The sequence below is a fragment of the Nonomuraea sp. IBHARD001 genome (assembly GCF_056106265.1).
On the sequence record NZ_JBWBBW010000002.1, the window covers coordinates 2,887,971 to 2,900,524 of the forward strand.

General features: G+C 71.2%; 11 protein-coding genes. 4 read left to right on the forward strand and 7 right to left on the reverse strand.

The features are described from left to right. Window positions 1-319: 319 nt before the first annotated feature. Both ACTWNK_RS15305 and murA read right to left on the reverse strand, forming a co-directional pair. Entirely contained in the window at window positions 320-2,515 is a 2,196-nt protein-coding gene (locus ACTWNK_RS15305) for a transglycosylase domain-containing protein (protein WP_474304623.1), read from the reverse strand. A gap of 72 nt (window positions 2,516-2,587) precedes the next feature. Continuing rightward, on the reverse strand, window positions 2,588-3,895 hold the full coding sequence (gene murA / locus ACTWNK_RS15310; RefSeq protein ID WP_474304624.1) for a UDP-N-acetylglucosamine 1-carboxyvinyltransferase: 1,308 nt from the start codon (window positions 3,893-3,895) through the stop codon (window positions 2,588-2,590). 155 nt (window positions 3,896-4,050) lie between these two features. On the opposite strand from murA, the gene ACTWNK_RS15315 reads away from it, so the two are divergent. Next, the gene (locus tag ACTWNK_RS15315; protein WP_474304625.1) at window positions 4,051-4,539 is read left to right on the forward strand and encodes a hypothetical protein; all 489 of its coding nucleotides are present in this window, start codon (window positions 4,051-4,053) and stop codon (window positions 4,537-4,539) included. Here ACTWNK_RS15315 and ACTWNK_RS15320 read toward each other — a convergent pair. The 5 genes from ACTWNK_RS15320 to ACTWNK_RS15340 all read right to left on the reverse strand — a co-directional run bounded on the left by ACTWNK_RS15320 (window position 4,536) and on the right by ACTWNK_RS15340 (window position 9,480). Then, window positions 4,536-5,900, reverse strand: a complete 1,365-nt coding sequence (locus tag ACTWNK_RS15320; RefSeq protein ID WP_474304626.1) for an amidase — start codon at window positions 5,898-5,900, stop codon at window positions 4,536-4,538. The two genes, ACTWNK_RS15315 and ACTWNK_RS15320, sit on opposite strands and share 4 nt — an antisense overlap. A 59-nt stretch (window positions 5,901-5,959) precedes the next feature. After that, window positions 5,960-6,454 (reverse strand): Cys-tRNA(Pro) deacylase, encoded by a 495-nt coding sequence (ybaK, locus tag ACTWNK_RS15325; protein ID WP_474304627.1) that lies wholly within the window; start codon window positions 6,452-6,454, stop codon window positions 5,960-5,962. 22 nt (window positions 6,455-6,476) lie between these two features. Next, entirely contained in the window at window positions 6,477-8,024 is a 1,548-nt protein-coding gene (locus ACTWNK_RS15330; protein WP_474304628.1) for an MFS transporter, read from the reverse strand. 70 nt (window positions 8,025-8,094) lie between these two features. Beyond that, the gene (locus ACTWNK_RS15335) at window positions 8,095-8,853 is read right to left on the reverse strand and encodes a class I SAM-dependent methyltransferase (RefSeq protein WP_474304629.1); all 759 of its coding nucleotides are present in this window, start codon (window positions 8,851-8,853) and stop codon (window positions 8,095-8,097) included. A gap of 78 nt (window positions 8,854-8,931) precedes the next feature. Beyond that, window positions 8,932-9,480, reverse strand: coding sequence for a ClpX C4-type zinc finger protein (locus tag ACTWNK_RS15340; protein WP_474304630.1), 549 nt, complete (start codon window positions 9,478-9,480; stop codon window positions 8,932-8,934). A 103-nt stretch (window positions 9,481-9,583) separates the two neighbouring features. Between ACTWNK_RS15340 and hisD the strand changes: the two genes are divergently transcribed. Genes hisD through hisB form a run of 3 tightly spaced genes read left to right on the forward strand, consistent with a single transcriptional unit; the run spans window position 9,584 to window position 12,551 of the window. Beyond that, on the forward strand, window positions 9,584-10,894 hold the full coding sequence (gene hisD, locus ACTWNK_RS15345; RefSeq protein WP_474304631.1) for a histidinol dehydrogenase: 1,311 nt from the start codon (window positions 9,584-9,586) through the stop codon (window positions 10,892-10,894). Continuing rightward, window positions 10,891-11,961, forward strand: a complete 1,071-nt coding sequence (locus ACTWNK_RS15350) for a histidinol-phosphate transaminase (protein WP_474304632.1) — start codon at window positions 10,891-10,893, stop codon at window positions 11,959-11,961. Before hisD ends, ACTWNK_RS15350 begins: the two co-directional genes overlap by 4 nt. Beyond that, window positions 11,958-12,551: an imidazoleglycerol-phosphate dehydratase HisB gene (hisB, locus tag ACTWNK_RS15355; protein ID WP_474304633.1), complete on the forward strand. Its 594-nt coding sequence runs from the start codon at window positions 11,958-11,960 to the stop codon at window positions 12,549-12,551. The genes ACTWNK_RS15350 and hisB overlap by 4 nt, the downstream gene beginning before the upstream one ends. Window positions 12,552-12,554 lie beyond the last annotated feature (3 nt).

A 12,554-nucleotide genomic window follows, 5' to 3' on the forward strand; every position in this document is an offset into this window, starting at 1 on the left:
GTGACATATGTCACAGTCGGTGGCGTGTTGTGATTACCAGATATTCATGGGTCGGCAGGCCGCCAGGCAATTGTCGCGAGTTCTCATCATGCCGCTCACGACAGGTAGCCGTTGGTGAAGGACGCGTCTGGCGCGCCTGCGACCCTGCCGGGATCGGAACGGAGGGCGAGACCCACGTGGTCGTCGGCCGCGCAGGTCAGGGTGACCGCGATGCGACTGTCCCGTGCGTCTGACAGGTTGATGATCGCAGGCCGACGTGGCGAGCGGGCGAGAACGCGCTCGCCCGCAGGCTCGGCGTCCTTCCGGTGGAAAGCGCGTGCTACCGGCGTCCCCGGTTGCGCCAGGTGTATCTCGCTCCTTGGCCGTCGCGCCGTCCCCGGGCCGCGGCGGCGCGCTTCTCGGCGGCCATCTGCTCTGCCAGCCCAGGCGTGTACCCGCCCCCGAACCGCGACATGTCCGGACCCGCGAACGAGCTCTCCCTGACCCCGCGCAGGGCCGCCCGCATCGACGACACCCAGATCGGGCCGGGGAGCGCCGAGCCCTGCACCTGCCCGTAGTACGAGCGGCCGATCTTCACCCCGCGCAGCGGATAGCGGTAGGAGCCCCGGATGTCGCCCACGCTGACGGCGGCGGCCAGGTCGGGGGTGTACCCGGCGAACCAGGCCGAGGTGTAGCCGTTGTTCGTGCCGGTCTTGCCCGCCGCGTCGCGGCCGATGCTCTGGCCGCGCATCGTGCCTTTGGTGAACACGCCGGACAGCACGTGGTTGACCGCGTCGGCCACGCCCTTGTCGATGGCCTGCTCGCAGCTCGGCGGCACCTCGGTGCGCAGGCCCTCCCTGTCGACGATCTCCAGGATCGCCATCGGCCTGCAGTAGCGCCCGCGTGCCCCGAAGGTCGCGAACGACGCCGCCACCGTCACGGGGTCCATCTCGTTGACGCCGAGTGTGAACGTCGGCACCTCGCGCAGCTTGCCGCCGTCGGCGCGGCCGATGCCGAGCGCCTTGGCGGTCTTGACGACCGAGCAGAGGCCGACCTTCTGCTCCAGCATCATGTAGAAGATGTTCACCGACTTCCAGGTGCCGGTCGACAGGCTGTGCGGGCCGCCTTTGCCCTCGCCGCTGGCGTTGTAGACGCGGGCGTTCCTGTCGTTGACCGCGTTGCCCGCGCAGTCGCGGTACCCGGCGGAGGGCACGAGCCGGCCGGGCGTCTTGAAGCCCTGGTTGAAGCGCCACCCCTGCTGCAACGCCGTCGCCAGCGTGAACACCTTGAACGTCGAACCGGCCTGGAACCCGAGCCCGCCGCCGTGCGCGACGTCGGCGGGCAGGTTGAACGTCGTGTTGGGCCCGTTGTTGCGATCGCCGGGATTGCGGCCGTACCTCTTGCTCGCCGCCATCGCCCTGATCCGCCCGGTGCCGGGCTCGACCATGGCCTCGGCGGCCACCTCGGTGTCCTCGGCGCGCACCCGCGAGGCGATCGCACGCTCGGCCGCGCGCTGGGTGGCGGGGTCCAGCGTGGTCTTGATCACCAGGCCGCCCCTGGCCATCCGGCGTTTGCGCTCGGCCTTGGTACTGCCGAAGACCGGATTGGTCAGCAGCTCCCGCTGGACGTACAGGCAGAAGAAGGGAAAGTCGCTCTCCATGCAGCCGCCGCGCTCGGCGTGCAGCCGGATGCCCAGCTTGCTCTTCCTGGCCGCACTGGCCTGCGCCGGGGTGATGAGCTGCAGCTGCGCCATCCGCTCCAGCACGGTGTCACGCCGCTCCCGGAGCCTGGCCTGCTGCTTGGCCCCGAGCGACGGATCGGTCCCGTACGGCGTGCGGACCGCCCCGGCGAGGGTGGCGGCCTGGGCGAGTGTCAGCCTGGCCGCGCTCGTGGAGAAGAACCGCCTGGCCGCCGCCTCGACGCCGTAGGCGCCCGCGCCGAAGTAGGAGATGTTGAGGTAGCGCTCCAGGATCTCGTCCTTGCGGTACTTCTTCTCCATGGCCAGCGCGTACCTCAGCTCGGCCACCTTGCGCGACAGGCTCGGCGCCCTGGCCCGGTCCTGCTCGGCCTTGGTCTCGGCGTTCTCGATGAGGATGTTCTTGACGAGCTGCTGGGTCAGCGATGAGCCGCCCTGCTTGATGCCGCCCGCCTGCGTGTTGGTGATGACCGCGCGCAGGGTGCCCTTGATGTCCAGCCCGGCGTGCTCGTAGAAGCGTGAGTCCTCGATCGCCACGATGGCCTTGCGCATGATCGGCGCGACCCGGTCCAGGCCGACCGTCGTCCGGTTGGCCTCGTAGAACTGGGCGAACTGCCTGCCGTTGCGGTCGAGCAGCCGGGTCAGCTGCGCCAGCGGCTCCTCCCGAGGGGCGGGCGGCAGGTCGGTGACCTGGGCGGCGGCCGTGCGCACCGCCATGCCCGCGCCGCCGACGGCGGGTACGGCCACCGCCGCGGCGAGCACCCCGCCCAGCGCCCCCGCCAGTCCCAGTCCGCCGAGACAGGCGAGAACCCCATGCTGTCTGTCATGTCGGGAAGTCACGCAGTTGGTCTTTGACCTGCCGATCGCGAACAAACGCCCGGTTGACAAGCCTTTACCGGTTGATGCGGATATTCAGGAGCCCCTCCGGATATCCAGACCCAGCGACTGGAACTGCTCGAACGGCCGGTGGTAACCCCGCTCGATGTGATGCACCCCGCGCAGTGTCGAGGGCCCGTCGGCCACCGCCGCCGCCAGGACCGCGGAGAACCCGGCCCGGATGTCGGGCAGCTCCACATCGGCGCCACGCAGCTTGGAGATCCCGCGTACGACGGCCGAGTGCTTGGCGTTGGTGTCGTGGAAGCGGCAGGCCGGACCGCCGAGGCAGACGTCGAACACCTCGATCTCGCAGCCCATCTTCTGCAGCGCGGGCACGTACACCAGGCGGTTCTCGAACACGGTCTCGTGCAGCACCGACATGCCCTGGCTCTGGGTGAACAGCACCATGAGCGGCGTCTGCCAGTCGGTCATGAACCCCGGATGCGTGTCGGTCTGCACCGCGGCGGCCCGCAGCCCGTCGGGCGCGCAGGCGCTGACGAACTCGTCGTTGATCTCGAACTGGGCGCCCATCTTGGCCAGGGTGGTGATCGCGGTGACCAGCCGGTCCTGCGGGCAGCCGTGCACGCGTACCTCGCCACCGGTGACCAGGCCGGCCGCCAGGTAGGAGAACGCCTCGATCCGGTCGCCCGCCAGCCACGTCCTGGCGCCGTGCAGCCGCTCCACGCCCTCCACGACGATGCGCCGGTCGGGTGACAGCTCGATGCGCGCGCCCATCCGCTGCAGGAACAGCGCGAGCTCGACGACCTCCGGCTCCATGGCGGCGTTCTTGATGACGGTCTTGCCCTCGGCCCGCACCGCGGACATCAGGATGGTCTCGGTCGCGCCCACGCTCGGATAGGCGAGTTCGATCCTGGCCCCGCGCAGGCGTTGCGCCTTGGCGAACACGCCGGTGTCCTGCACCTCCACCTCGGCGCCCATCGCGCGCAGCGCCTCGACGTGGAAGTTCACCGGCCGCCGCCCGATCGGGTCGCCGCCGACCATCGGGACGAACGCCTCGCCCGTCAGGTGCAGGAGCGGGCCGAGCATGAGGATCGGGATGCGGTTGAGCCCGGTGAAGGCGTCGGGCACCCTGGGCTGGATGTCCTCGCCGGGCGCGATCCTGATCTCGCTGCCGTCGATCTCGACGTGGATGCCGAGCGCCTCCAGCATCGCCGCCGTGATGCCGACCTCGCCGACCTCGGGAGCGTTGTTGAGGGTGCTCTCGCCCGATCCCAGCATGGCCGCGACCATGTGTTTCGACACGCCGTTCTTCGAGCCGCGCACCACGACGTCGCCCCGGAGCGGGCCTGACGGGGTAATCTGCCACACCTTGTCGGAAATCACGGGGGTATTGTCTCGCGTTCGGGGCCTGAGGACAGCGTTGACGCGCCACCCGTGGTGCTGATCCCCGCCGAGGACGCGGTCGATTACCATCGAGCGGGTTCCGGACTCACAATGTCAGGGGGAATGGCGTGGTGCGCCAAGTGCGGGCTTTCGCGGTGACTGTTCTCGCGCTCGCCGCTCTGGGCGTCCTGGCGGGCCTCGCCTGGACGCTGCTCGCGCCCCGCGCGCCCTACGCGCTCACCGACGAGGGCCCGCAACTCGTCGATCCGACCACCCAGGCGATCATCGCGGCCGACGGCTGGTTCGCCGTCATCACCGGCGTGCTGGGCGGCCTGGCCGGGATTGTCGCCTGGCAGGTGGCCCGCGACCGCCCCCTGGCGATGCTGGCGGGCCTCTGCCTCGGCGGCGCGCTGGCCGCCACGCTCACGTACTGGGTGGGCACCACGTTCACCCTCGGCCACGCCACCGTCGAGGCGTCGGCCGCACCCGGGTTCGAGGTCGTCCCGGGTGCGCTCGTCCTGACCGCCAAGGGCGTCTTCCTGGCCTGGCCGCTGCTGGCCGTCGCCCTGTTCGGCATCGTCGAGGCGGTGTCCGGCTACCGCGAGTCGCCGCTGCGGCACCCGTACGGGGACCCGCAGCTCTAGAGGGATGGCCTGCGCTCGCCGTGGCGCGTGGCCGCCTCGAAGGCGGCGGCGACGCGCAGGACGCGGGCGTCGGCGAACGGGCGGCCGACGATCTGCAGCCCGACCGGCAGCCCGGAGGGCGTGAAGCCGCACGGGACCGACGCGGCGGGCGCGTGCAGCACGCTGATCCAGTACGCCGAGCGCATCCAGGCCAGATAGTCCGGCAGCGGCTCGCCGTTGATCTCCTGGACGTACGGCTGGTCGACGGGGAAGGGCGGCACCTGGCTCACCGGGGCGATCAGCACGTCGTAGCGGTCGAAGAAGGCGGCCATCCGCTGGTACAGCCTGGTCCGCAACCCTTCGGCCCTGGCCAGGTCGGCGCCGCTCACCCGCCTGCCCTGCTCGACGTTCCACCGGGTGTTGGGCCCGACCTCGTCGGCGATCGAGCCGAACGACAGCCAGTAGTACCAGGCGCGGTAGATCCTGAAGGCGTCCTCGGCGTCGGACAGGTCGAGGTCGACCCGCTCCACGTGCGCGCCGAGGCGCTCGAACACCGCCGGAGCCGTCGCGGTCACCTCGGCCGTCGCGGCGTCGACGGGCAGCCCGCCGAGGTCCGGGCTCCACGCCACCCGCAGCCCGGCCACCCCCTGCTCGGCCTCGGCGGTGAACCTCTCCCTGATGGCGTAGGGCGAACGCGGGTCGAATCCGGCGATCGCCTCCAGCATGAGCGTCAGATCGGCCACCGACCTGGCCATCGGCCCGGTCACCGCGAGGGTGAACCAGGCGGCGCTGCGCGAGATGTCGGGCACGCGTCCGGGCGTCGGCCGCAGGCCCACGACGTTGCAGAACGAGGCCGGATTGCGCAGCGAACCGCCCATGTCGGACCCGTCGGCCAGCGGCACGAGCCCGGCCGCGAGCGCCGCCGCGGCCCCTCCGCTGCTGCCGCCCGCCGATCTGCCCAGGTCGTAGGGGTTGCGGGTGGCCCCGAACACCTCGTTGACCGTGTGCGACCCCGTGCCGAACTCGGGCGTGTTCGTCTTGCCGATCGTGATCGCACCCGCCTCCTTGAGCCGCCTGACGACCAGTGCGTCCTCGGTCGGCACATGCCCGGCGAACAGCGGCGAGCCGTACGTCGTGCGCACGCCCGCGGTGTCGGCCAGGTCCTTGTGCGCGACCGGCACCCCGTGCAAAGGCCCCGCGGCGGGTACGGCGTCGGCGGCCTTGGCCTCGCGCAGCGCCTGCTCGGCGGTCAGGGTGACGACGGCGTTGATCGCCGGGTTCGCCTCCTCGATCCGCCGCAGATGCGCCTGGACCAACTCCGTGGCGCTGACCTGGCGAGTCCTGACGAGGTGGGCCATCTCAATGGCGGAAAGGTAGTGCACCCGACCGAGTCTGCCTCAGCCGCGATCTCGCCTCTTCGGCAACGGTTGCCAGGATGCGGCTACGCCTTGGCGATCGGCGCGGTCACCGCGCGGGTCAGCTCGATCAGGTTGGCCGGGGCGGTCTCGATCTGCAGGCCGCGGCGGCCGGCCGAGAAGTAGACGGTGTCGAAGGCGAGCGCGGACTCGTCGACCACGGTCGGCAGGGCCTTGCGCTGGCCGAGCGGGCTGATGCCGCCGACGACATAGCCGGTGACGCGTTCGACCTTGGCCGCGTCGGCCATCGCCGCCCGCTTGCCGCCCAGCGCCGAGGCGAACGCCTTGAGGTCGAGCTTGCCGGAGACGGGGACGACGGCGACCGCGAGCCCGGACTCGACCTCGGCGACGAGCGTCTTGAAGATCTGCTCGGGCGGCAGGCCGAGCGCGTCGGCGGCCTCCTCGCCGTAGGCCTGGGCGCCGGGGTCGTGGTCGTAGGGGTGCAGCGTGAACTCCGCCTTGGCCTTGGTCAGGGCGACGGTCGCGGGCGTGCCGGCGCCGCCGGTGCTCTTCTTGCTCACGCTGCCCCATCCTATCGTTGCTCTACTTTGTAAAGGCGGGCTCCTCCTCGCGTGCCGTCGCAGCCGTCGGCCGTACGTGGCGCAGGAAGGTGAGCACCATGAGCGCGACCAGGGCCAGCAGTACGGCGGCCACCACGGCCGCGACCTGCACGCCCGCGCCGAAGGCCGAGCGGGCGGCGGCCAGCAGCGCGGGGCCGACCTGTCCGGGCAGGTCGGCGGCCAGGGCGGTCGCGGCGGCGATGCTCTCGCCCGCGGCCTCGGCGACCTGCGGCGAGGCCGAGGCCAGCGGGCCGTGCCCGAAGGCGGCCGACAGATCGGCGCGATAGACGGAGGTGGCCAGCGTGCCGAGCGAGGCGATGCCGAGCGCGAAGCCGAACTCGGCGCCGGTCTCGTTCATCGCCGCGGCCGAACCCGCCTTGCGCGGCGGCACCGAGCCGACGATCAGGTCGGTGGCCAGCACCACCATGGGCCCGGCGCCGAGGTTCATCAGCGCGAAGCCCGTCACGGTGGCACCCATCCCGCCGCCCGCGATCAGCAGCACCCCGCACACGGCCAGCACCAGCCCACCGAAGATCACGTACGCGGGGCGGAACCTCCTGGCCAGCAGCGGCGACAGCAGGAACCCGCCGACCGACCCGGCCACGGCGGGCAGCATGAACAGCCCGGCCGACAGCGGGCTCAGCCCCTGCACGACCTGGAAGTACTGCGTGACCAGGAACATGATCGCCCCCATCAGCAGCGTGCCCGCGAGCATGCCGCCGAGCGAGGCGCTGAACGTCCGGTTGCCGAACAGCCGCAGGTCCAGCAGCGGATCGGCCAGCCCGCGCTGCCGCCGTACGAACACCACACCGATGCCGAGACCCACCAGCGCCACGCCGACCGGCACCGGCTGCCAGCCGCTCTTGGCCACCTCCTTCAACGCGTAGACCAGCGGCAGGATCGCGGCGAGCGACAGCAGCACACTGGGCAGGTCGACCCGTCCGGCCTCGGCGTCGCGGTACTCGGGCAGCAGCCTCGGCCCGGCCACCAGCAGCACCACCATGGCCGGAACCCCGAGCAGGAAGGCCGAGCCCCACCAGAAGTGCTCAAGAAGGGCGCCGCCGACGATCGGCCCGACGGCCGCGCCCGACATGAAGCAGATCAGCCAGATGCTGATCGCCTGGGCCCGCTGACGGGGCTGGTGGAACATGTTGCCGATCAGCGCGAGCGTCGACGGCGCGATCGTGGCCCCCGCGACGCCCAGCAGCGCGCGTGCGGCGATGAGCATGCCGGGGGAGGAGGACCAGGCGGCCACGACCGAGCACACGCCGAACGCGGCGGCGCCGATCAGCAGCAGTTTGCGCCTGCCGACCCGGTCGCCGAGCGTGCCCATCGTGATGAGAAATCCGGCCAGCATGAACGAATAGACATCCATGATCCACAACTGCTCGGTGGCCCCCGCGCCGAGCGCGGCGCTGAGTTGGGGCAGGGCCAGCAGCAGGACGAACACATCGATCGAGACGAGCAAGGTGGGCAGGGCCAGGACGGCCAGGCCGATCCATTCCCTGCGGGTGGCGGGTGCGGCTTCCACGGGGACCTCCTCAGGACGCGCGGTGGGTGTTTTCACCGGGAGGTCGAAGCGGGAGCCGCGATATCGACATCTATACGGGTGTTTTCTCGGCCTCGATGAGAAACCTCCTCGAATGGGCCACGAAAGGCCCCTGTTCCTGGATGAGGTCGTGCATACGCCTGAGCTCGGGGCCGTAGCGCTCGACGGAGAAGCCGGGCACGGTCCAGACGACCTTGCGCAGGAAGTAGATCACCGCGCCGACGTCGTCGAACGTCATCCGCAGCTCCTCGGGGCGCAGGTCGAGCACGCGCAGCCCGGCGGCCTCGGCCTCGGCCCGGGCGAGCGCGGGCTCACGCGCGGTGCTCGGCGGCTGCGGCCCGAGGAAGAACTCCGTCAGCTCGCCCACGGTACGCGGCCCGACCTGCTGGGAGAGGTAGGCGCCCGAGGGGGCGAGCACCCTTGCGATCTCCGGCCAGCAGGTGCTGACCGGATGGCGGCTGACGACCAGGTCGAACACCTCGTCCCCGAACGGCAGGCGCGTGTCGTCCTCCACGGCGACCACCACGACGCCACGCGGGCGCAGCAGCCGTGAGGCCTTGGCGATGTTGGGCGGCCACGACTCGGTGGCGGCGGTGAGCGGCGGCAGCACGGGCATGGTGTCGAGCACCTCGCCGCCTCCGGTCTGGACGTCGAGCGCGGCGTGGGCCGAGGCCATGCGCTCGCCGATCAGCCGGGCGTAGCCCCACGAGGGCCGCTCCTCGCTCGCCCGACCGTCGAGCCAGGAGAAGTCCCAGCCGTCGACCGACACGGCCGCGGCCTCGCCGACCAGGTCTTCGAATGATCGATCCATGCCGTCAAGACTGCCATCCGGGGCCGAGGACCCACTCGGAGGGGATGCCGAGGACTCACTCGGAAGGGATGCCGGGGCTCACTCGGAGGGGAGGACGGCGGCGAGGATCTCCTCGCACAGGTCGGCGCAGGCGGTGCAGATGCGTACGCCGGGGCCCGCGGCCATCGCGCCGGTCTCGACGGCCGGTTTGCGGCAGAACGAACAGATGTGCGCCGAGGTGGCGGGGATCGGATCGAGGGTGACCCGGTCGCTCGCGACGGGCTCGCCCGCGTCGATGGTGGTACGGGCCAGGCGGGCGCAGGTGTCGCAGATGAACGCCTGCGGCCCGGCGATCAGCTTGGTCACCTCGGGCGCCGGCAGGCCGCAGAAGGAGCAGGAGGGGTCGGCGCCGGGCTTCTTGCTCGGTTTGAACGGCGCCGCGCCGCCCGCCGCCTCGACGATCTGGTGGGCGCGCTGGTGGCTGATGTCGAGGGCTTCGGCGATCTCGCGCATCGAGGCGCCGGCCAGGTGCAGGCGCCTGATCGCGTGGTGGTAGTCGGCCTTGGCGACGTCGGCCGCGTGCTGGGCGTCGGTCAGCCTTTCGCTGGCGTCCCTGGCCTTCCGGAGGAGACTCTCGTCGAGCATCATGTGTCTATGTGTACTAGACGATTCGCCGACCGTCTAGGTTAGATAGACGTCCCGCATTCTGGACAGGACCTGATGGCACTGCCGGACTCCGTAGACTGGGCGGGTGATTTCCCGTATCGACCTGCGCGGCTCCCTGCCCGAGGACCTGCGCGACGTGCTGCCCCGAGCCGAACTCGACGTAGAGGCCGCCCTTGACCAGGTGCGGCCCGTGTGCGAGGAGGTGCGCCATCATGGCGCGGCAGCCGTGCGGGAGTTCACCAGGAGGTTCGACGGCGTCGACCTGGAGAGCGCGCGGGTGCCGGTCGCGGAGATCGAGCAGGCCCTGACCGAGCTCGACCCGAAGGTGCGCGCCGCCCTTGAGGAGTCGATCCGCAGGGCCAGACTGGTCCACCGCGACCAGCGGCGCACCGACCACACCACCCAGGTCGTGCCCGGCGGCACCGTGACCGAGCGATGGATCCCCGTCGCCCGCGTCGGCCTCTACGCGCCCGGCGGCCTGGCCGTCTATCCCTCCAGCGTGGTCATGAACGTCGTCCCGGCCCAGGAGGCGGGGGTGGCCGAGATGGCCGTCGCCTCGCCGCCGCAGAAGGAGTTCGGCGGCAGGCCGCACCCCACGATCCTGGCGGCGTGCGCGCTGCTCGGCGTCGAGGAGGTCTATGCCGTCGGCGGCGCCCAGGCCGTGGCGATGTTCGCCTACGGCACCGAGGACTGCCGGGCCGTCGACATGGTGACCGGGCCGGGCAACGTGTGGGTGGCCGCGGCCAAGCGCCTGCTCAAGGGCCGCATCGGCATCGACGCCGAGGCGGGGCCCACCGAGATCGCGATCCTGGCCGACGCCGGGGCCGACCCGGTCCACGTGGCCGCCGACCTGATCAGCCAGGCCGAGCACGACACGCTGGCCGCCTCCGTGCTGGTCACCGACTCGGTCGAGCTGGCCGACGCCGTCGAGCGCGAGCTGGCCGTGCAGGCCGGGGCGACCAAGCACACCGAGCGGGTGCTGAGCGCCCTGGCCGGGCCGCAGTCGGGCATCGTGCTCGTCGACGACATCGAGGCCGGGCTCCGGGTGGTCGACGCCTACGCGGCCGAGCACCTGGAGATCCAGACGGCCGACGCCGCCGCCGTCGCCGCCAGGGTGCGCAATGCGGGGGCGATCTTCGTGGGCGCGTTCTCGCCGGTCTCGCTCGGCGACTACATGGCCGGTTCCAACCACGTGCTGCCGACCGGCGGGTGCGCTTGCCACTCCAGCGGCCTTTCGGTGCAGACGTTCCTGCGGGGCGTGCACGTGGTCGACTACTCGCGTGCGGCCCTGGCCGGGGCCGCCGCACATGTGAGCGCGTTGTCCGACGCCGAAGACCTGCCCGCCCACGGCGCCGCCGTCAGGGCGAGGTTCGATTGGGAGATCCCGAGCTCGTGAACCTGGACGACCTTCCCCTGCGCGACGACCTGCGCGGCATCAAGCCCTACGGAGCTCCCCAGCTCGACGTGGCGGTCAGGCTCAACACCAACGAGAATCCGCATCCGCCCTCTCCCGCTCTGGTCGCCGACCTGGCCGAGGCCGTGGCCCGCGACGCCGCCGAGCTCAACCGCTATCCCGACAGGGACGCCGTCGCCTTGCGCACGGACCTGGCCGCCTATCTCGGCCACGGGCTCGGCGTCGAGCAGGTGTGGGCGGCCAACGGCTCCAACGAGGTGCTCCAGCAGATCCTGCAGGCCTTCGGCGGGCCTGGCCGTACGGCGCTCGGGTTCGAGCCGTCCTACGCCATGCACTCGGTCATCACGACCGGCACCAACACCGAGTGGATCTCCGGCACGCGCGAGGACGACTTCGGCATCGACCCGGGCAAGGCGATCGCCGCCATCCACGAGCATCAGCCCTCCGTCGTCTTCCTCACCTCGCCCAACAACCCGACGGGCACGGCGCTGCCGATGGCGACGATCGCCGCGGTCGCCGAGGCCGCGCCCGGCATGGTGGTGGTCGACGAGGCCTACTTCGAGTTCGCCAGGAGCGGCACGCCTTCGGCGCTGACCCTGCTGGCCGAGCACCCCCGGCTGATCGTGACCAGGACGATGTCCAAAGCGTTCGCCATGGCCGGCACCAGGCTCGGCTATCTGGCCGCCCATCCGGCCGTCGTGCAGGCCATTCTTCTCGTGCGCCTGCCGTACCACCTGTCGACCTTGACGCAGGCGGCTGCCAGGGTGGCGCTCGCGCATCGGCGGGAGCTGCTCGGCACGGTCGACGCGCTGCGGGCCGAGCGGGACGCCACGGTGGACTGGCTGCGGTCCAAAGGCTTGACGGTGGCGGACTCCGACGCGAATTTCGTGTTGTTCGGACGGTTCGACGACCGGCGGGCCGTATGGGAGGCCCTGCTGGCGCGAGGTGTGCTCATCCGCGAGGTCGGGCCGCCGCAGTGGCTTCGGGTGTCGATCGGCACCGGTGAGGAGATGGCGGCCTTCAGGTCCGCCCTGGAAGGAATCTTGTGACACGCGTTGGCCGCATCGAGCGCAGCACCAAGGAGACCTCGGTCCTGGTCGAGGTCGTCCTCGACGGCACGGGGCAGGTCGACGTCGCGACCGGCGTCGGCTTCTTCGACCACATGCTGGCCCAGCTCGGCAAGCACGGCCTGTTCGACCTGACGGTGAAGACCGAGGGCGACCTGCACATCGACTCGCACCACACGATCGAGGACACCGCGCTCGCGCTCGGCGCCGCCTTCCGGCAGGCCCTGGGCGACAAGTCGGGCATCCGGCGCTACGGCAATGCGTCGTGCCCGCTGGACGAGGCGCTGGCCAATGTCACCGTGGACCTGTCCGGCAGGCCGTACCTCGTGCACTCCGAGCCCGAAGGCATGGCGCCTATCATCGGCAATGCCTATGACACCACGATGACCAGGCATATCCTTGAGTCGTTCGTGGCGCAGGCCGCGATCTGCCTGCACGTCCACGTGCCCTACGGGCGCAATGCCCATCACATCGTCGAAGCGCAGTTCAAGGCCTTGGCCAGGGCTCTGCGCGAGGCGTCGGAGCCCGACCCTCGCGCCACCGGCATCCCCAGCACCAAGGGCGTCTTGTGAGCG

Coding starts and splice junctions, on each gene's coding strand:
- ACTWNK_RS15340 (WP_474304630.1), bottom strand. CDS start 9,480: ATGATGCTCGACGAGAGTCTCCTCCGGAAGGCCAGGGACGCCAGCGAA.
- ACTWNK_RS15335 (WP_474304629.1), bottom strand. CDS start 8,853: ATGGATCGATCATTCGAAGACCTGGTCGGCGAGGCCGCGGCCGTGTCG.